This window comes from Lysinibacillus sp. PWR01 (assembly GCF_043359455.1).
Taxonomy (GTDB): domain Bacteria; phylum Bacillota; class Bacilli; order Bacillales_A; family Planococcaceae; genus Lysinibacillus; species Lysinibacillus fusiformis_F.
On sequence record NZ_JBHERJ010000056.1, the window covers coordinates 77,650 to 96,407 of the forward strand.

At 38.3% G+C, this 18,758-nt stretch carries 21 protein-coding genes; 5 read left to right on the forward strand and 16 right to left on the reverse strand.

Annotation, left to right across the window (positions count from 1 at the left end):
• Nucleotides 1-57 precede the first annotated feature (57 nt).
• On the reverse strand, nucleotides 58-1,746 hold the full coding sequence (locus ACEVFT_RS11955) for an AAA family ATPase (RefSeq protein WP_393949984.1): 1,689 nt from the start codon (nucleotides 1,744-1,746) through the stop codon (nucleotides 58-60).
• A 93-nt stretch (nucleotides 1,747-1,839) separates the two neighbouring features.
• Between ACEVFT_RS11955 and ACEVFT_RS11960 the strand changes: the two genes are divergently transcribed.
• Complete coding sequence (locus ACEVFT_RS11960; RefSeq protein ID WP_205443959.1) at nucleotides 1,840-2,271, forward strand: hypothetical protein; 432 nt, start codon at nucleotides 1,840-1,842, stop codon at nucleotides 2,269-2,271.
• Between the two features lie 33 nt (nucleotides 2,272-2,304).
• Here ACEVFT_RS11960 and ACEVFT_RS11965 read toward each other — a convergent pair whose 3' ends face one another.
• From ACEVFT_RS11965 to ACEVFT_RS11980, 4 genes are all read right to left on the reverse strand, one after another.
• Nucleotides 2,305-3,234: a helix-turn-helix transcriptional regulator gene (locus tag ACEVFT_RS11965; RefSeq protein WP_393949985.1), complete on the reverse strand. Its 930-nt coding sequence runs from the start codon at nucleotides 3,232-3,234 to the stop codon at nucleotides 2,305-2,307.
• Between the two features lie 403 nt (nucleotides 3,235-3,637).
• Nucleotides 3,638-3,952, reverse strand: coding sequence for a YbjQ family protein (locus ACEVFT_RS11970; protein WP_205443961.1), 315 nt, complete (start codon nucleotides 3,950-3,952; stop codon nucleotides 3,638-3,640).
• Nucleotides 3,952-4,443, reverse strand: a complete 492-nt coding sequence (locus ACEVFT_RS11975) for a nucleoside 2-deoxyribosyltransferase (protein WP_342440724.1) — start codon at nucleotides 4,441-4,443, stop codon at nucleotides 3,952-3,954. Before ACEVFT_RS11975 ends, ACEVFT_RS11970 begins: the two co-directional genes overlap by 1 nt.
• A gap of 2 nt (nucleotides 4,444-4,445) precedes the next feature.
• Complete coding sequence (locus ACEVFT_RS11980) at nucleotides 4,446-4,895, reverse strand: GNAT family N-acetyltransferase (RefSeq protein WP_393949986.1); 450 nt, start codon at nucleotides 4,893-4,895, stop codon at nucleotides 4,446-4,448.
• 177 nt (nucleotides 4,896-5,072) lie between these two features.
• On the opposite strand from ACEVFT_RS11980, the gene ACEVFT_RS11985 reads away from it, so the two are divergent.
• Both ACEVFT_RS11985 and ACEVFT_RS11990 read left to right on the forward strand, forming a co-directional pair.
• Nucleotides 5,073-6,239, forward strand: a complete 1,167-nt coding sequence (locus ACEVFT_RS11985; RefSeq protein WP_393949987.1) for an immunity 26/phosphotriesterase HocA family protein — start codon at nucleotides 5,073-5,075, stop codon at nucleotides 6,237-6,239.
• Nucleotides 6,240-6,350: 111 nt separating this feature from the next.
• Nucleotides 6,351-7,385 carry a YdcF family protein gene (locus ACEVFT_RS11990; protein ID WP_393949989.1) on the forward strand — a complete coding sequence of 345 codons (1,035 nt, stop codon included), beginning with the start codon at nucleotides 6,351-6,353 and terminating at the stop codon, nucleotides 7,383-7,385.
• A 61-nt stretch (nucleotides 7,386-7,446) separates the two neighbouring features.
• Here ACEVFT_RS11990 and ACEVFT_RS11995 read toward each other — a convergent pair whose 3' ends face one another.
• The 11 genes from ACEVFT_RS11995 to ACEVFT_RS12045 form a co-directional block, all read right to left on the reverse strand.
• Entirely contained in the window at nucleotides 7,447-7,893 is a 447-nt protein-coding gene (locus ACEVFT_RS11995) for a hypothetical protein (RefSeq protein ID WP_393949990.1), read from the reverse strand.
• Nucleotides 7,894-7,935: 42 nt separating this feature from the next.
• A complete protein-coding gene (locus ACEVFT_RS12000) occupies nucleotides 7,936-8,403 on the reverse strand; it encodes a DUF4259 domain-containing protein (protein ID WP_393949992.1) in 468 nt (155 codons plus the stop codon).
• Nucleotides 8,404-8,661: 258 nt separating this feature from the next.
• A complete protein-coding gene (locus ACEVFT_RS12005; protein ID WP_393949994.1) occupies nucleotides 8,662-9,462 on the reverse strand; it encodes a hypothetical protein in 801 nt (266 codons plus the stop codon).
• A 17-nt stretch (nucleotides 9,463-9,479) separates the two neighbouring features.
• A complete protein-coding gene (locus ACEVFT_RS12010) occupies nucleotides 9,480-10,175 on the reverse strand; it encodes a DUF4274 domain-containing protein (protein WP_393949996.1) in 696 nt (231 codons plus the stop codon).
• 15 nt (nucleotides 10,176-10,190) lie between these two features.
• Nucleotides 10,191-11,852, reverse strand: a complete 1,662-nt coding sequence (locus ACEVFT_RS12015; RefSeq protein ID WP_393949998.1) for a DUF6138 family protein — start codon at nucleotides 11,850-11,852, stop codon at nucleotides 10,191-10,193.
• 64 nt (nucleotides 11,853-11,916) lie between these two features.
• A complete protein-coding gene (locus tag ACEVFT_RS12020; RefSeq protein ID WP_393950000.1) occupies nucleotides 11,917-12,978 on the reverse strand; it encodes a suppressor of fused domain protein in 1,062 nt (353 codons plus the stop codon).
• Nucleotides 12,979-13,380: 402 nt separating this feature from the next.
• Entirely contained in the window at nucleotides 13,381-14,022 is a 642-nt protein-coding gene (locus ACEVFT_RS12025; RefSeq protein WP_393950002.1) for a hypothetical protein, read from the reverse strand.
• Between the two features lie 244 nt (nucleotides 14,023-14,266).
• Nucleotides 14,267-14,989, reverse strand: coding sequence for an SDR family NAD(P)-dependent oxidoreductase (locus tag ACEVFT_RS12030; protein WP_393950004.1), 723 nt, complete (start codon nucleotides 14,987-14,989; stop codon nucleotides 14,267-14,269).
• A 70-nt stretch (nucleotides 14,990-15,059) separates the two neighbouring features.
• Complete coding sequence (locus ACEVFT_RS12035) at nucleotides 15,060-15,395, reverse strand: cysteine hydrolase family protein (RefSeq protein WP_393950006.1); 336 nt, start codon at nucleotides 15,393-15,395, stop codon at nucleotides 15,060-15,062.
• A 416-nt stretch (nucleotides 15,396-15,811) separates the two neighbouring features.
• The gene (locus ACEVFT_RS12040; RefSeq protein WP_393950008.1) at nucleotides 15,812-16,276 is read right to left on the reverse strand and encodes a GNAT family N-acetyltransferase; all 465 of its coding nucleotides are present in this window, start codon (nucleotides 16,274-16,276) and stop codon (nucleotides 15,812-15,814) included.
• 242 nt (nucleotides 16,277-16,518) lie between these two features.
• Nucleotides 16,519-17,499, reverse strand: a complete 981-nt coding sequence (locus tag ACEVFT_RS12045) for a DUF2268 domain-containing putative Zn-dependent protease (protein WP_393950010.1) — start codon at nucleotides 17,497-17,499, stop codon at nucleotides 16,519-16,521.
• Between the two features lie 176 nt (nucleotides 17,500-17,675).
• Here ACEVFT_RS12045 and ACEVFT_RS12050 point away from each other — a divergent pair, with 176 nt between their 5' ends.
• A complete protein-coding gene (locus ACEVFT_RS12050; RefSeq protein ID WP_205443984.1) occupies nucleotides 17,676-17,900 on the forward strand; it encodes a hypothetical protein in 225 nt (74 codons plus the stop codon).
• 386 nt (nucleotides 17,901-18,286) lie between these two features.
• Entirely contained in the window at nucleotides 18,287-18,424 is a 138-nt protein-coding gene (locus ACEVFT_RS12055) for a YjcZ family sporulation protein (RefSeq protein WP_243456223.1), read from the forward strand.
• The last annotated feature ends 334 nt before the right edge of the window (nucleotides 18,425-18,758 follow it).

Genomic DNA, 18,758 nt, shown 5'->3' on the forward strand with positions numbered 1-18,758 from the left:
ATACATACACACACTATAATAAGCGCAATCAACTTTTTCATTCGTCTACTCCTTGTCTTAAAAAGTATTATCAAATAGCTTTTCTGCAATGCCCTGTAAAATATCTTGCTCCTCAAATGTCATAAGTTCATCTTTCGTGATTGTTGCCTGTTGAATCAATCGGGTTGATTGGATTGTCACTAGTTTTTCAAACAAGTTTCGAATATAACGACCATTCGAGAAATTAGGGATGGTTTCAATTGGCATATGACGTAGCTGTGCTTTCATATGTTGGGCAAATGCATCGCCAAATTGATAGTCGTTCGTTTGACAAAGCATCGCAAAGATATCATAGAGTTCATCAGTGCTAAAATTATCGAATTGTACAAAATGATTAAAACGAGATTTAAAGCCTGGATTAGATTGTAAAAATTCCTCTATCAGCTCTGTATAGCCAGCAACGATAATTACTAAGTCATCACGTAGATCCTCCATTGCCTTTAATAAACTATCAATTGCTTCCTTCCCAAATGCATCCTGTTTATCATTTATTAATGAGTAGGCTTCGTCAATAAAAAGTACCCCACCCTTTGCTTTGTTAACGACTTCCTGAACCTTTAACGCTGTTTGTCCAACATAGCCAGCGACTAGCCCCGCACGATCTGTTTCCACAAAATGCCCACTTGAAAGGACACCAAGATGCTTGTAGATTTGGCCAATAATGCGTGCCACCGTTGTTTTACCTGTGCCTGGATTACCTGAGAAAACAAGATGATAGGTAATAGGAAAGCTTGTTAAACCATGATCCACACGCAAGCTTTGAATTTTAATAAAGTTAATTAAATTATGTAATTCCTTCTTTGCATTTGGAAGACCTACAAGACTATCTAATTGTTTTTGTAGCTTGGCAATCTCTTGCTCGACTTCAGGTGTAATGCGTAATCGTTCGTCGTTGATAAATTCTCCACTATAGATGATTTTGCCCTCTTCATTAAAATAATCGCCTCGTCCATGTTTTTTGCCTTGCACGAGGTCACCAATATAGGAAGCCTGCCCATTGGCATAATATAGCGTTCCTTGCCCTGTCATCACATCCTCTTTAAATTGCCCTTCCGCTTCTAGAATCCCATCCCTAGCATATACTTTGCCTTTACCATGCTTTAGATCTTCAAAAAAATGACCTTCATAGTGGAGTGTTGTTACCCCACGATCAAGCTCCTCAGTTGTTGGTGATTCTGTAGGATAATACAGCTTCCCAGCCCCTTGCATATGATGCCAAATAAAATCACCCTCATATTGTAACAATCCATTTGGATAATATTGCTTGCCTTTTCCTTTTTTCATGCCGTGGACAAAATCACCCTCATACTGTGGTTGATTTAAATGTGGGTACTGTGATCGCAGTGCTTGATAAGGGGCTGTCACATCCTCTTCATAATATAGAATTCCATAACCATCCATTAAATCATTGCGAAAATGACCTTCATAATGAATGTGACCATCCTTGTATAAAATGCCATGACCTTGTTTTTTATTTTGAATGAATTCGCCCTGATAAATGAGTTGTCCTTTTAAATACATGATGCCATTGCCTTGCTTCATATGATTGACGAATTCACCCTCGAATAATAGTTCTCCTTCTTGATCAAATAGCGAGCCCTTGCCGTCATAGATATCGTGGCCAAAATCATTCTTTTTGACGCCACCTCGATACATGACCGTTCCATTTGGATAAAATAGTTCTTTTTCTTCATGATTATGTGTCATTTAATTGCCTTCCTTCATCATTTCAGTATATGCTCAATTATAGCGTGGAAAAGAATACATATGTGTGAATTTTTAGAATTTAAGGAGACGAGCATGAAAAAAAGATACAAGCTACTGCTAGGCATTTTACTACCACTACTTATTCTGTATATCTCGACAATGTTGTTAACACGAGACACTGATTTTACAACAGAGGTAACAGAACGTCTCGAAATGGAGGAAATTTATGAAATTGAAATCATTCGTTCCTCAGATGAGAAAACATTGACCATTACTGATGCAGCAGAAATCAATCAAATGATGCAGCCATTAAAGAACCTACCTTTAAAAAAAGTGTGGTTTTCTAAATCCAATTCTAATGAAGCTTACTGGCTGACATTATCGATCAATGATGGCAGGGAAATTGGCTTGCGTTTAGATGATAATCAGCATTTATTTGTATATTTATATGAAGAAAACTACATGAAAGATTATAAACTTGCTAAGGATGTCGATATGACATTCATCAAGCAATTGTTTCAGTAATCGTAAAAACCCGTGCGCAAATGCACGGGTTTTTTATATGCAACGATAATTTTGCTGCATAGCTTCGATGATTTCAATGATCTCTTCTCTCAGTTCAATTGGCTCTAATACCTCTATATCGGCTCCTTGACTTAACAACCATTCTTTCATGCCATGTCCTAATACTTCTGCCTCAAAAACATATTCATGCTTGTTTTTGGAAACTAGGTTGGCTGTTGGGAAACGACCGTAAACAATTTGAGGAGATTGGCCTTTATAGAGAATACGCATATGAGTAAGCTCATTAGCGTCCTCTACTCGTAATTGATTTACAGCGGGAAATTGAAATTTTATATCCATTTCACGAAAATGCTGAATACGATCCATTCTGTAAACAGTTGGGGTGTCTTGATTATCTGCCATTAAGTAAAAATAATGTGTTGAAAAGATAATAGCGAGCGGCTTTAAAACCTTTGTAGTTGGAATAGCTTCACCCTCCTGTAAATAATCAATGGTAATGACCTTTTTCTTTTGAATGGCTGCTGAAATCTCCCATATCAATGACAATAATGACTTATTATGATGGACATCTTCATACACAGCTTTTTCATTTAATAATATTTGATCCAGTTGATCTACTGCTACTTGTGAGAGAAGCTGCTCCATGATCTCACCGATATCAGACTTTATAAGAGCTTTTGATGCAATCAATATTTTAACGATGACCAGCACCTGTTCTTTTGATAAACGATTGCTTTCCGTATTCATTAATTTATACACTTTTTCTGTTCGCACATATTGTAAATGGCAATCAAGCTTAGCCTTTTCCAGATACGTACGAATCTCATCGATATCCCGTTGTATGGTTTTTTCACCAACCTGATGTGTCAATGCTTCCTGCTTCTTGTTGATTCCTTGGCCATTCATCAATCGATCAAACATGGATAGAACGCGATAGCCTTTGCCTTGTTGTGAATTTACCATATATCCCACTCTTCCTTCTATCATGCCCGGCTCGCAATACATTGGACATAAATAGCCTTCCTACTATCAATTACGCCTCAGCGTGATTGCGTCCGGATTTTTTCGAGTTGCTCCAAAAGCTCCTCTTCAAAATCTGTGACCTCCGCTAGGGCTTTTATCTTGATTCAGTCGGTGTTTGGACACCCACTAAGATGGACGTTTTCTGCTGAATCAAGATAAAACTTCTACTTTATTGGTATAATTTGTACTATACGCATCCTACAATAAATCACCATTCAAGCAGCACAACAGACTGTATTTCTGACATAATTAACTAAAATTTTACAGCATTTTAGATGAAGGTGTCACTTTTTAACCATTGAAAAAGGACTTCCATCGAATGAATGAAAGTCCTTCTACTCTTTTATTTAAATTTTACAGCCGTTCCATATACCAATACTTCTGATGTACCATCCATTACAGAGGAAGTAGCATAACGAACGCCTACAATCGCATCTGCACCTAATTGTTTGGCTTCCTCAACCATTGCCTCTGTGGCAATTTCACGAGAGCGCACAAGCATTTCAGCATACTCTTTCATCTCTCCACCTACAATATTGCGAAGTCCAGCTATCATGTCACGACCAATGTTTCTGGATTGAACAGAATTCCCTTTCACCAGTCCTAATGTTTCAATAATATCTTTTCCTGCCACAATGTCTGATGTAGCTAATAGCATCATGATGCCTCCCCGTTCTTTAGTTTTTGTATTGCTTTCACAGCCTCTTCAATAGAAGATGTTATCACGCCATTGCGTTTAATTAACCCAACAACAAATAAATTACGATAAACAAACTGATTCTCTAGCCCATCTCGGATCAGAGCCTCTATTTTTTGCATGTTGTCCCGCCCCTGCTGACGAACATCTGTTAGTACACCAATAATGGGACGATTCAGCATAGAAAACGCACCAATTTCTGCGGCTACACCTGAATCAATTTCCACCCCATCCAATACAGCTATCAGTACATCACTATTTTGTAGCATCTCTAAATCGGCTTGGGCAATGGCTAGGCTATCTGCATAGGCAGATTTATCATTGATGGCTTCATTCTCCTGGGGTACGTACAATGCGATGCCTGGCACTGCCTCGCGAATAGCTGCTGCCAATTGTTCATTCACGAAACGATCCCCTAACGAAAATAATCCATTTGCTAAATATGCTTTCATGTTTAGAACTCCTTATCGATTGTTTTTTCAAATATAATTTTATGTCTTCCTTTTTCATCACTAAATGTTGATAGTATATCAAAACCATGTTTGAGGTTGGTAATGAGCATGGCTTTGCGTGTATTTCTACCATATGTACGAACTTTGTGAAAGCCTAAAGTCTTGATATGTTCATGCTGTTGTTTCATTAATTGGCTTGCAATTCCTTGACCTCGTTTCGTCACATGAACGCCACCCAACCAACTATAAAAAACACCATCTGGATGTGGATAGCCTAGTTTAAAGCCGATTACTGTGTCACCTTCCACTGCCAATATGCAAAGAAGGCCTTCTTTCTTTTCTAGCTTTTCGAGTGGCAAATTAGCACCATCAAAAACGTGTGCGTGGATTTTCTGTAATTGTTCAAGCCAAGCATAGGGTATGCCTTCTATCGTCACAATATGCATATTCATCACCTCTGTCTGTCATTATAGCAGTTCTATAGCCTGAAGAAAAAGATAGACATCTGCTCCAAAAGCAATTATTATCACTGCATAAAAGTAACTATTTTCCACCTTAGCTATTTTCGTCCTTCATCAATTTCAGTATACTGAACCAAAATAAGAAACGATAGTTAGGAGGAAGTCCAGTTGACACCATTTACTAGTTGGTTAACCAATTCATTGCGCCCATATTTCGGCCTACATACCCTAGAAACACATTGGGAAACGATTCAGATTCGAGAGGATTATTTTATTTGCCTAGAAGGTGATCTCATAAAAAAAAGAATTTTCGTTAATGAGCATAGCTACCAAGAAGCAGATGTGGACATTTTAACACGTAATCGAGAAGTCATCGTCCCTCAAACCGCGCGTGGAAAAGAAAAGAAATTGAATTACACCAATATATCCGCTGTGAAAGCTGCAGGCGTTGTTTTTTCTGCTAGTCTAGGTAACCAAAATCATCCATCTAGCTCTATTACGGCTCGTAATACCAAAACATATTACCAGCTACCACTAACAGGCTTTGAGCATTTAACGACTAAATCGGCTCTCTTGAATTGGTTACAGCAATTTCCATCCCAGCTTCCTGCAGATTATTCAGCCAAGCTTGAAAAGCTAACAAAGATGAAAAGTCTACGCTATAAGACTGTGCCAGGCGATATTTTTCGTGTAGAAATCGATTTATTTGTGGACGGCTATGTGCTTGTCATTGGCGATTTACGTCAAATGCAAAAGGATCATCTCTTTGCAGAAGATAGTATTTGGCATAATGTAATGACAATGCCATTGTTCGTCCGGCCCTATTTGTTGACAACGACAGAGCGCTTGCCTTCTCTTGAAGAAATCATATCCGCTCCATTGGCCGCTCAAACCCATATTGTGATGGACGACCATTTTATGCGAGGGTGCTATGAAAAGATAGGTCACAAAATGTTAACAGCATCCGATATTGTATTCCCAATGGGCTATGGCGTGACACTAAACTATGGGAAAGAGCCTCGATATCGTCTATCCTGGGGAACAGGAAACATTAGTAAACCTGCGCCTTCAACCTCATTTCAAACAGCTAGCCGTTTTACCAATCATGGTGTCTCTGCAGGCGTTGCCAGTGATTGGTTGAAACCAGAAGAAGGAATTGTAACAGCGTCGCTAGATCATCCGCACTTCCGTGAAGAACGTCAGCGGGCACTAGCTGAATTTAGTTTACCAGAAGATATCTCCTACGATGATTTTAATCGCCAAACTGGTGGATTAACGCGCACCCAATATATTGATTACCTCAATAAAACCTATCATCGTACACAAAAAAAATAGAGGGAGCTTCTAAATGCTCCCCCTTCACTTTTCATCGGTGGTTGATTTCATCCAATAATTACTTATAATAAAGAGATATTAACCAACTCCATCACTTGAGGTGCATTTTGTATGTATTTTGGCATTATTCCACTGATTCTTTTCGTCGTTTTTCTTATTTCTTACTTCAAAGACCCAAGAAAAATGATCAACGGGCTATTATTTAATCTATTTGTCTGTTCATTTCTGCTATTTTGCGTCATCCTATCTTTAGCATCTGACCATTACTTTTTAAGGCTTATTGTCATTATTCCACTCATTGCTCTATTCATCCTAATTCCTTTTGGCATTGTTGCTTTAATGTTTGGTTTATTTTTAAATGCAAGAGTATTAATGAAGCGAGAAGGTAGACGTTTAGCCAATTCCTTAACACTACTCGTGGCGATTGGCATCTTATTATTTATCCTATTACCGATTATCAATCCGGCAAGTTTGTTTTCAATCCATCTCCAGCCCATTTTTGGTGGAATTTCACTCATTACGTTTTATTTTTTTATCCATTTATCCAATTTTTTATCCGCTTACTTTCTTTACCAATTCAATCGACCTCGATTGAACCAAGACTTTATTATTGTGCTAGGCAGTGGATTAATTAATGATAAGGTCCCTCCACTTTTAGCTAGTAGAATTCAAAAGGCAATGGATTTCTATCATAGGCAAGCAGCAGTGACTACACCACCTACCATTATTTTCTCTGGTGGACAAGGTCCTGATGAGAATCTACCAGAAGCTGAAGCGATGCAACGATATGCAATTGAAAAAGGCATTCCTATTGAGCATACACTTCAGGAGAACCGCTCTGTGAATACCTATCAAAATATGTTATTTTCTAAGCAGCTCATGGATGATCGAAAACAAGGTGAAACCTACAACAGTATTTTTACCACAAATAATTTCCATCTATTTCGTGCGGGTATTTATGCAAGACTCGCGGGCTTAGATAGTCAGGGCATTGGCTCTAAGACAGCCTTTTACTATTGGCCCAATGCGATGATTCGTGAATATGTAGCGATTGTTGTGATGACACGAAAACGCCATATGAAAATGATTGGACCTATTGTAATCATTTCCATAGCGTTATCTCTATTCAGCTTTGTCTTTATATAAGTTCTATCATATGGATTCGTGCACTTTTTATAGAAAGTGTCACGAATCCTTTTTGATGCTGTCATACCCAAAATTTCTTCATCTGTTGCTCATATAATGTCTCATAGTAAAATTGGCGAGGATAGCGTTGTTCTTGTAATACCTGATAGAGAATGGATTGACCTTCCTCATAGCGAATCCCCTCATCACAATGATCAAATAGTTTTCGTGTCAGCTGTTTTACTAGGCGAACATCTTTTGTATTCACTCTCCAGCCAAATTGAATCAAATCATGTTGATCAAGTGGATCACGATAAGTATCAAGTACCACACAGACATGTGGAAGCTGCTTATTGGCAAATACCAAAACATGCCCTGTATGGATGGATTGATTCAAATAACGTTCGTAAATCTCTGCTATCGGCACTTGGATATCAAGCACATCCATAATGGCCTGTAAAGTTGGATGTGCTTGATAGTCATCACTTGCCTCATCTGGATATTCAATCAATTCCATGATTGAAGCCATTATCCAAAAATCATAGGTCACTTACACTCACTCCATGTGTTTTTATTGTGGCAAACGGCTAATCTCTTGTTCCATTGTCTGAATAAGGTAGGCTAAGTTGGACTGCCAGTCGGGCCAGCTCTTGGACTCTTGCCATAATTCTACAATCTCTCTACTACCATGCTGATCAGGTATTTCGTCTCTAATGTCCTGTAAATACCGTAATAGAAATGTCAATGAGCCTTCATCCGCTATCCATTGTATTTCTCCATCCTTCCTTTCTTGACCATAAATGGTACCCATATTCAAATATTGACTATAAAGCTCTGCCAAAGCCATGGCACTTACATCGTAGAAAAAGTCAATTTCCTCAAAGGCTTTACCAAAAAAGCCTTGCTGATTCATAGCCTGTATAATACCCGATAATGTTATCTCATTGGATTCCTTATGCTGTTCCATAAACTCCTGTAAAAACGCCACTACATCTAAACCTTCATCACTTTCTAATGCTTTGTATCCCCATGCACCCATTTCATTGTCCTCTCCTTTTTACTTAATCTAATAAAGCTTTCGTAAAAATAAATGCTCAGCCCTCTGTAATTAAAATCTGCATATCGTCTGTGTATTCCAGCATGGCAGTATTCCATTGAACATGTCCACAGAAACTATCAAATAAATAGGGAGCCACTTAGAAGCTGTTGTCAAATACGCTATTTGCTTTAAAGGTTCCCTCGCTACAAGCTTCAACGGTCTTTTGGTCGGTTTCTTCATCGAATATCGCTCCTTTTTTTATAAGTAGGAACCGAAGTAGAACTCCATCTTTTCTTGTGAATAGCCATCCTGTCCTCTCCAAGTAGCCATTGACATAAAATCAGTTCCCCGTCCGCGCTCCTTGCGATAATCATCCTTCGATACGAGTAAACCCGCATAACCCCAGATTTCCATTACCACATCTCGTTCATATTGATTGGACTTGAAAACTTCTTTCCAGCGCTTCTCAAGCTGTCTAGCTGCATCTGTGTCGTTACAGGTTTCTACTGCCGCTACCATCTGTTTTAGCAGGGCTACGTCTTCCTCACTTACATTCAATGTCTGTTGTTCTTTCACTAAGCATTCTAAGTCTAGTAAACAATAGACGAGCCAATTGAGGCGAACCCCTCCCCACTTGATTCGTTCAAAATTAAGCACATTTAAATCTTCATTTTCATACGCCTCATTTGACATGATTTTCTGCTCATTACAGTAGCCACAACCACTATAGGAGGCCAATGCCACAGGTCGTTCATGATACGTATGCATTGGTAAATTATGAGTAAGAGCCCAGCTCGATAAGGCACTGCGTAAATGTACCTTGCGCGTCGATAAACTATGCAAAAATGCCTTCACCACAAGCTCCTTTGTTAAGGCTTTCTCGTGAAGCTGTTGCAACCTTTGTACACATTCATCGTGGGAAATCGTTAATCGATCAAACATCAAACCCTTACTTTTAGCATATTGAAAATCTTCTTCTGTATAGGTATATCCACCAGATCGCCATCTACCAGCTTGCCAATAGGTTTGCATTAATATTTTCCTTGCTTTCTGATCCATTGCTCTTTCCTCACTATCTATCGTTCTAATTTTCCCCGTAACATTTCCGCCATCTCTTTCCATGGTCGCTTCCAATCGGAACTCGCTATTTCTTCCTCTGTTAGTGTTAGCCAATACGCACCTTCCATTAGCTCAAACATGTCCATCATGGTAATAGGGGCACAAACTGGATTAGCTAATGCTGTGCGCATTGGCTCTGGTCCATCATCCCAGTTATAGTTATTGACAATGGCATGCAAAATGATAGCTGATGATATTTTGCTAATGTGCTGGCACATTGTATCGAGAGAATCCTCGTATAAAATGGTATCGACTTGCTGTTGTTCTACTGCATTCAAGGTTAGACGGATTGCACCTGGTGTTTCTAACAATAAATCTGCTATTCTAGCATGCTCCCTGGCTGCAAACCAAGCTGTAGCTGTAATCCCCTCTGGCATATGTAAATTTACACCCTCTGCAAGTAGTAATGAAATCACTTTTTCTTGCTTAAACTTTACAGCCTTTTTAAGCGCTGTATCACCTAGCTTGTCTCGTGCCTCCAAATCAATATGTTGTGCCATAAGAAGCTGGATTCCTTCTAGGGGCATTCGATTTGTTATAAAAAGCATCAACGGTGTTCTCCCTCGTGCATCTCGCTCATTTACATTTAGTTTACTTATGGCCTTTCGGACGACCTCTAGATCCTTGGATTTACTCACTTCCGCCCATTCCATTCGTTTTCCCTCCTTTCAGGAATCCATCCATTGCAGTAATTTCTCTAGTTCATCCTTTATGGGTGCTGATTCTTGCTTTAGTCGCTGTGCAAGCTTCTTGGAACTACCGAATATTCGGTATAATGCAAATGCACGCTGATAATCTTCTTTCTTCTCCAGCTCTTGTCGAAGCGCCACGAGTAAATCCAGTTCCCTGATGTCAATGGCCTTTAATGGCTTCGCCGATTCACTTGCACCAAGTAAAATAGCTACAAACACAGGCATTATCTCCACCGATAGACCATGAGCTTCGAGAAAAGCCTCCGCATAAGGATCTTGCACAGACTGATGCTCTGTATCAACGAGTAACATATAACGTTGAACAAGCGTAAAATAATCCCTGCTAGAAAGCCCTAATCCTAAAACTGCATAGGTACCAGGCATAGCTGATTTTTCGCTTGGCTCGACATCCTGATACCAAGCAAATTCCTCCATCGCGAGCTGTGCATAATCCGCCAATAATGGAAAAAGGTTCGGAAATTCTAGACAATTGGCGAAAAACTGATGAAGCTTTGATTTAGCTAACTTTTTGATAGGAAGGTAATTTTTCGCTTTACTCTTTAAAGTCAGCTTATAGCCCTTTGGAAAACCTTCCTTTAACAGTTGATTGATATAGCAAAGCGCTTCACGATAAACTGCTTCCTCTTCTACCATCACTCGTATATCAATCGTTTGTAAAATATCATTTGCTTGTCCTTGGAATACATCTCGCTTTCTTATACTTTCAAAACGACCGCTTCCTTTTTCCAAATAATCAGCTGCCTGCTGCGAGCCAAGCTGCTTAGCAAGTTCCAAGTATTCTAATCGTGTGGCTGGCTCTTTTTGACCAATTTTCAACGCAACATAAAGAAAGAAATCTAGTTTTTCCTGCTCTAGTTGTTGTACTGGGTCCTCCGTTATCAATACCCACTCTTTCATGTAATCGCCTGTTTGTTCAAAATAGTGCGTTAAAAAACGCTCCTCTGCCCAGTGCTTAAACGCCATCGTATAATAATAAATCCATTGGTCTAAACGCTCTTTATTGGCACGATGCTTTTCTTGAAGTCGATGAATAAGTGGTTCGACTTCCTCAGCTGTTTGATGGAAAAAATGTGGATTGACCAAATACTGCGCAAAGAAAAATTCATCGTTATCACTTGGTCTGACTGGTAGCTCTGCCATCACCTTTGTTTCTATAAATGTTGCCAGCACTTGTTTCGTTGACTCCAGTTTACGATTATTCAACAGCTCCTTTTGATATTGGAATACCGTTTTATCATCTTCAAATTCAAGTACCACCTGAAAGCGGTAATCAAAAAATCGGGGACCATATTGCTCAGACTGAAACATAGCCTCTGTTTTTGTACATAAAGCCGAAAAAAGCTCCTCAATATGGTGTACGTTTGTAAACTCTTGTATATATGGACCCGCTTCCACCTTATAGGAACTGTCACTCCAGCTAAATGGCTCATAAACATCTATCAAGATCATGCCATTAGGGCTTTTTCCCTTTTTCCAGGCGACTTTTAAATATTGAAAGATGCCTGCTTGTAACCTACTTTGCTCTTTCAAGCCTGATATTCGTTTACTCTCTTGTTGATAAACAGCTGTGAGTTGCTCCCATACAGCCGCTAGAAAATGCTCTACACACTGCTTCACTGTACATCCTCGCTTTCTATTGTTAGAGAAAAATCTCTCGCTAAAGCCTAGCGAGAGATTCATCTTATCCGATTGTTTTCACAACCGCTCCTTCTTGATTTTTAATATATGTCTTCAAAATTTGAAAGCTTACACCAGCTAAAGAAGAAATGGTGAATTGACTTTCTTGCGGTATCAGCTTCTGACTTAATTCTTCTACTGCTGCCTTGTTCAATGTGATCGTAATCTCTTGACCATTTTCAGAAAAACCTACTTGATGGCCTGCTTTAAATATTATCGTTATTTGTTGACCGACTAAGCTAAGATCTTTATCTTTCAAAATTCGTCCACGTAATAATTTACTAATGACATCAGCTTGCTTTGCCCCAAGTTGAACGATAGTAGACTGTTTGTTAAACCAGCCCTTTTTTTCTACTTCCCAAGCGAGTTGATCTACGAAAAGAAACCCCGTATTAGAACCATCCTCCTCCATTCCTCGCGCAACTGCCTCGGCAACTTCAGGATTTTGGAGTAGAGAAGTTCTTGTTAAATCAGTAATATAGCTTGGGATTTCCTTGATGCCTGCCTCTAGCACACCAAGTGTATTCCACGTCTGCATCGCTTCTAACTCATCCTCTGAAATACCAACCATTTGGACAAACGCCAGCTTGCCATTCGGTGTATCGATTTCAGCAAGCTCTGGATCATGTGTGAAGGCCAGTGCGGTTAATTGTGTATCGGCATCAAGACAAATAGGACCATTTGCATCTAAATAATCTCCCGCTTTAAAAACATTGCCACTATTAAACACATATCTGCCCATATTTTGTAGTAAATTCAATGCCCAAGCAGGTGGCTCTTCCTCATCTATTTGACGTACTAGTCGAAATGTTAATTCAAATCCATAGCCACTATAGTCCTTATTTTCAAATTCCTTTTCATATAATTCCGAGAAGCCATATGTAACAAAATGCCAATGTGGAATCGATGTTTCGCTTTTATAAACACTTATTCCATCTAAAGGATCTTGTCCTCCTAGTGAATAGGGAATCAATGTCCCATAATGCATTGGCTCCTGCTCACCATACACCTGTGATAATGCCTGATCAATCGCATCCCAACCAACTGCTGTTACTTCTTCACTCATTTACATATCCTCCTTGCTACTATTCAATCAATGAACGTACATACGCTACTAATTATGATAGCAATTTTATGATGACTCTTTTAACAGGAATAGGACTCATTTTCCACTTTCCAACAACTAGGTTTATTGACATTCCATATGAGGTAAATATTACTAATAATCGACTGCGCCTTAGCGTAATTGCATCCATATTTTTTGAGCTTGCTCGATAAGTTCCTCCGCTTCGGTATTCGGATACCCACTGCATCAAAAGAACAATTTGTACATTCACCTCACCACCGATAGAGAAGCGAGTTTTCTATTGAATTAAGATAAAAAGGCAATCCTCTATTTTACAAAATAGAAGATTGCCCGCGTGCGTGTCTATTTTAATATTTAAACGTAAGGTAGTGCGTACATTCGTTAACCGTAAAGCATAGCTGGCTCACGAACAGTTTGTAAATAGTCTGCCATTTTCCCTGCAAATACTTTCTCTAAATACGGTAATTGTGCTAGGCAATGAGGCGTCATTAATGCTGGATTTTGAACTATTCTTAGACCTCCCACTTTTAATAGCGTCGCTACAAACTGGGAACAAAAATAAGCACGTTCACGTCTCACTTCCTTTTGCATCACCACACCAAACAGTCCGATAAAATTATATTTATAGCGATCTCGATTCCAATACATATAACGGACAATTTTCATCATGTCTAAATATTGATAATGGGATATACGACAGCGATAAATAACGCAATCCGCACATTCAAATAGCCCTCTTTCTGCATCCTCTCGTAAAAAACCCCCACTTAATGGATTGTTCAATTGCCTTCGACCAAAGCTATACATCTCCAATAGCCCCTCGTCAAAGGCTATGGATGCATGATTCATCTCCTTGCCCGTATACATGCCAATCGCTTTTGATAATAACGTCCCTGTTTTGGTTAATACTATGTAAATCGTATGTGCCATATCTTCACCTACTTCAATATTCTCTCTCCTACTACCAATACGTTTTAAATCTTCAAATGGTTTCGTAAATTTACTTTTTTTATAATTATACACAGCGAATCTTAAATATTTCCTAGTAGAACCTGAAGATTTTCTTAAGATTTGATAGGGTGGAAGTGTTTTTAGAATTTAATGATGACGATGAAATGATGTTGATTTTTGTACTACCTTTATTTATATGAGCTTACTTGTATGCATATGTGTGAGGTGATCTCGAAAATTTTTTCTGGGGTAAAGAATAATCGCTTATTATTTTATTAAAATACGCTACTCAACAAGAGTAGCGTACACTGAGTAATCAAGCATTTAAATCCGTTATGGCTGGCATATTAATTTCTTTTACACAGGAGACCGCTGATAAATTAATTACACATTGTACAATAGCTACAATATCTTGTACGGGAATTCTTGTACCTTCATATAAATGAATGGCCTTTTCGGCTCCTTCTTCATACGGTACTTCTGCTGCCAGTTCACCTGGATTAATACAAGTGACTGAAATTTTATCTTCTCTTAAATGTTCGCGTAGCGCATTTGTAATGCCCCTTAAGCCGAATTTAGATGTTACAAATGAAACTTGTGCATTGTTTGTGTGATCTAAGCCTGACGTTGACCCAATTAAAATAACTTTCCCATGCTCCGCTTGTCTTAAGTTTGGTAAAAGTGCCTGAATATATGTAATAGTAGAAGTTAGATTGATATTGATTAATTTAGAAATATCCTCTACTTCATCCTTATCAAATGTATAATTATCTTCAAATCCATGCTTTTCCCATACCCCAACATTATAAATTAATACATCAAGAGGAATGTCTTTTAACGCTTCTTTTAAAGTTGCTATTTGTTGTTGATTAGACAAATCGATTGATAGCCATTGACGATTTACTCCGTCAACTATATCTAAACTTTTAGGTCTCGTTCGTGATACCATCCATACTGTATCTCCTTTGACAGGTAAACCTTTGACAAACGCATCACCCAATCCTTGGCTAGCACCAAATATAATGAAATTCCTACTCATATTGCCACCCTTTCTCGTTACAAAAATGTAATTGAAACCTGTATCCTTGTGTGAAAGGAATTTCTGCCATTCAAAGCATCTCTAATAACTGAAAAGAATCAATAACTTTCACCTTATTTGATCTTAACTTATTTAATGCTATTAATCTCTTTTTATCACTTGAACTTGCCACTGCATCTTTCACGACGGTCGTATGAAAATTATTGTAAAGAGAACAGCCTTCTGTAAACAAACCGACAATATGTATTTCTTTGATTCCATTACCATTTAAAAATCTAGTCAGTTCTGGGTTACTAAATGCATTAGCTTTATTTTTTGAAAAATAAACATTGTTTACTTTCAGCAATCTTTCATCTAGCTCAACTCCAGTACTCCCTTTTAACGCTGAATATGTTGGATGCGTCATGAAATCCATGTAAAAAACTTTTCACCCTTATTTCAATTACTTTTCAATTTACTTACAGTGGTAATGTTCTTAAGTCCTTTCACATACATTAATGTCGGGATAGCACCTTTAACATCGCCCCCAAGATGTTTTTGTACAATGCTATCCCTTTTTACATACTTTGTTTAGCCGCAGATTTTTTCATGATTTAGAGCAAACTATTCATTAACAACCCGTTGCATCGTTCTTGGGGAGGTTCTCCTCATTCCATCAGCATACTATGACTTTGCGGCATTTATATTTTGGCACTTTGAACAGCTAAGGTTGCTTTGATAACACACTAATTTTCCTACCTTTTTTTGCAAACTCTGTCTGTAATAATGAGTAGATCAACATATCGCTACTTTGTCCTGTAACACTATGATATTCATATTGTCTTAAATACCCTTCGTTAGTAACTTCTTGGACGCAATGTTTTCTGTAGCAACAGTTGCCCGTATCCTGACTAGACCTAATTGATTAAAGCCAAAAGATAATATTTCATTCACCGCTTCTGTCATAATGCCTCGATGCCAGTATCTTTCCGATAATTCGTAGCCTATTTCAGCTCGTTTTCCTACAAATTCACTTAAAAAAATCGTTCCAATTACTTCATCTGTCGACTTGTCAGCAATGGCAAAACGAATAAGCCACCCCTTTTCATAGCCTTCGTTCCAACTATTAATGACTTCATAACTTTTTTCGAGTGACTCTGGTCCGTTCCAATCCAGATAACGATAGACCTTTTCATTTGAATAATAGTTGTATAAGTTTATAGCATCCTCTGGCTTTAACTTTCTTAATTGAATTTGCTTCGTTTGTATTGTCGGAAAAGGTGTTCCTAATATTTTTGTAAAATTCATATTTCTCTTCTTTTTTTCGAATAATTGTGAACCTTACGTAAAAGAATATTTGACAGTTAGTGCTCATTAAAGAGAATAAGCCACTGCGATTCAAAACCGTAGTGACTCATTGTTTGTTGCTTTTCAATTGAGAAGGACCTATCATTACGCTGCATGTTTTACTAGTTCACAAGGTAATCCGTAAGCAAAAGTGCTCTGTCTTTAATTTTGGCCCCTCACAAATAAGTGTCATCCTAAAATAGTTATTGATAGTGTTCCAAGTATTTTCCTTCTTCAAAAATTTCTTGTGCACTTAAGGCTGTCCAATCCTCTGGTGTTTGATTAGGATGCAAGTCTAGATAGGATTTAACCATCTTGTAGCCTTCACTGTAACCGTAATTATACGGTAATTCTTTGCCACCATGGACAATCTCTAAGGATCGTTTTAAGTTAGACTTGTTTAAATCTGGTTCAATTTGAGACCATAATTCCTTATTGTAGGTCAAGTCCACCGAAATCAGGTGGATGTCAGGAAATACGGACTTTTGGAACATGACGGCTTTTCCTTCGAAGACTATATTATCCAAAATCGAAAACGTCTTAACTTTATTCGTATGCTTCTCCGCCCAAACGCTGTGATGGTATTCATGGGCAATGGTTCCCTTTAAATATTCATCTGAACCACCTAGAGAATACGGAATTATAATTTTGCCCGCCCCAACTGCGAAGGGTATTCTATTATTGGTTGCGGAAGGGAATACGCAAACGGCTACATCACTTCGAGAGGGTAAGAGGTCTGCGGATTTCAAAAGAGATTCTTGAATGGCTTGATTGATTTCTGCTTTATGCGTCTCCATTTTTTCACTTACCACTTGTATTTCTGTTAGCCTGTTAGGAACCGTATTAAGCAGGGTTTCTGCCATATGATAATACTCCCCATTTTCAAAACAATCCTGGTTGATTGGTTGAATGATTTCCTTATTATACAGTTCCAAGGTTTCCGAGGTTGAAAGATTCGGGTTCTCTTTGACCTTTTCAATATAGGGATAAAACAGTTGATTGGCATGAATGATTTTGTATTTTTGTTTGGTTTGAGGGTGCTCAAATGAGAACACCATCTCTTCGTCATCTGTTATTTGCTCTTTCTCGTGAAGTTGGCTCTCCTTTTTTTCAGTTGGTGTGCATGCAGCAAGCATGAGTAGTAAGAAGCCTAGAATAAATGTGATCCCTATTTTAAATTTCATCATTTCTCCTCCCGATCGTTAATAACTCACAATTCTTTATAACCCCAATTATAACTTATATTACCATGTGAATGATGATGAAAGAAAATAGATTCACTAATATTTGGTAACGATTTAGTAAAGGCAAGAACCTCTAGTCACTCCTTTCATATATTATAGTGAAAGGAGTGGCTATTGTGCCTTGGCAACATAAAATTCCATATTTAATCGGTCAGCCCGTTGGTGTTTCTTTCACAAATGGTCAAGGAACTTCCGGTGTCCTCTGTGGCGTATCAGGTGGAAAGCTTCTTGTCCTTGAATATTTGTATCAAAGTCAATTTGCCTTAAAGCAGTACGATCTTCATATGATTCATGATGTGAACGGCTTCCCTTCTTGTCATATGCAGCAGCCGTTATACTAAAAAACATCCTAGAACGGATGTTTTTTTACATAGTGATGAAAACAAAACAATTAGTAGAATTTGTTTCATTATTTTTGATGCTGTAACTAGTTGGAAGCGAACACAATAAGTGAATGGGCTCATCGTACACTGACATAACGGAAATCACCCCCCTCCCCTTGCCAAAAAGTCTTTACCTGCTCGTGATAGCATTTTCTAGTGCTGTGCAGGCTAACAACTAGCTCAAGCTACTATTTCATCATAATAATAAGGTAAAGCGTTCAAAATGAAGGTTCAACTCAGGCAATGATTTGCTCTTTCACATTTTCTCTCATTGTGGCTTGGCTCCATAACGCTCCCCCTTTTGTCCTGTACATACTTTAGAAGAAAGAAAGGAGGTATGTTTCATGAGTTACTATGGAAATGTTAGTAATTTCAATAGTTACTGTGGCGGGGACAATGGAAGTGGCAATAGCTCGACATTCGTGCTTATTGTTGTACTATTCATCCTTCTTATTATCGTTGGTGCTAGCTTTATGTGTTAATTGATCGCCTCGGGCTTTAGCCTCTGTTCCATTACAGAAGCTAAAGCCTTTTACAATGAAACGCTACCCAGCTATTCCTCTAAACTCCCCCTCATCGTTTTTTTCTAGCTCATTTTATTTTTGACAAACAATTAATAGCTAGCGGCTGAGATAGATAACTATCTTAAACAGCTAGCTTCACATACTAATAGTAGTGTAAAGTTCTTTCAACTTTACTTTATACTCCTTTATGGTACTTTGGGTCACTTTCGTCCAAGTGACCCTCTTTTAGCAACTGCTCGTTTAGTTTCTCCTTTTCCCTATCAAGCGGAATCATCGAAACATTCCTACAACA

What these genes read in the sequence shown, in the direction of transcription:
- ACEVFT_RS11955 (WP_393949984.1), bottom strand. Translation starts at nt 1,746, where the DNA reads ATGACACATAATCATGAAGAAAAAGAACTATTTTATCCAAATGGAACG.
- ACEVFT_RS11960 (WP_205443959.1), top strand. Translation starts at nt 1,840, where the DNA reads ATGAAAAAAAGATACAAGCTACTGCTAGGCATTTTACTACCACTACTT.
- ACEVFT_RS11965 (WP_393949985.1), bottom strand. Translation starts at nt 3,234, where the DNA reads ATGGTAAATTCACAACAAGGCAAAGGCTATCGCGTTCTATCCATGTTT.
- ACEVFT_RS11970 (WP_205443961.1), bottom strand. Translation starts at nt 3,952, where the DNA reads ATGCTATTAGCTACATCAGACATTGTGGCAGGAAAAGATATTATTGAA.
- ACEVFT_RS11975 (WP_342440724.1), bottom strand. Translation starts at nt 4,443, where the DNA reads ATGAAAGCATATTTAGCAAATGGATTATTTTCGTTAGGGGATCGTTTC.
- ACEVFT_RS11980 (WP_393949986.1), bottom strand. Translation starts at nt 4,895, where the DNA reads ATGAATATGCATATTGTGACGATAGAAGGCATACCCTATGCTTGGCTT.
- ACEVFT_RS11990 (WP_393949989.1), top strand. Translation starts at nt 6,351, where the DNA reads ATGTATTTTGGCATTATTCCACTGATTCTTTTCGTCGTTTTTCTTATT.
- ACEVFT_RS11995 (WP_393949990.1), bottom strand. Translation starts at nt 7,893, where the DNA reads ATGGCTTCAATCATGGAATTGATTGAATATCCAGATGAGGCAAGTGAT.
- ACEVFT_RS12000 (WP_393949992.1), bottom strand. Translation starts at nt 8,403, where the DNA reads ATGGGTGCATGGGGATACAAAGCATTAGAAAGTGATGAAGGTTTAGAT.
- ACEVFT_RS12005 (WP_393949994.1), bottom strand. Translation starts at nt 9,462, where the DNA reads ATGGATCAGAAAGCAAGGAAAATATTAATGCAAACCTATTGGCAAGCT.
- ACEVFT_RS12010 (WP_393949996.1), bottom strand. Translation starts at nt 10,175, where the DNA reads ATGGAATGGGCGGAAGTGAGTAAATCCAAGGATCTAGAGGTCGTCCGA.
- ACEVFT_RS12020 (WP_393950000.1), bottom strand. Translation starts at nt 12,978, where the DNA reads ATGAGTGAAGAAGTAACAGCAGTTGGTTGGGATGCGATTGATCAGGCA.
- ACEVFT_RS12030 (WP_393950004.1), bottom strand. Translation starts at nt 14,989, where the DNA reads ATGAGTAGGAATTTCATTATATTTGGTGCTAGCCAAGGATTGGGTGAT.
- ACEVFT_RS12035 (WP_393950006.1), bottom strand. Translation starts at nt 15,395, where the DNA reads ATGACGCATCCAACATATTCAGCGTTAAAAGGGAGTACTGGAGTTGAG.
- ACEVFT_RS12040 (WP_393950008.1), bottom strand. Translation starts at nt 16,276, where the DNA reads ATGAATTTTACAAAAATATTAGGAACACCTTTTCCGACAATACAAACG.
- ACEVFT_RS12045 (WP_393950010.1), bottom strand. Translation starts at nt 17,499, where the DNA reads ATGAAATTTAAAATAGGGATCACATTTATTCTAGGCTTCTTACTACTC.
- ACEVFT_RS12055 (WP_243456223.1), top strand. Translation starts at nt 18,287, where the DNA reads ATGAGTTACTATGGAAATGTTAGTAATTTCAATAGTTACTGTGGCGGG.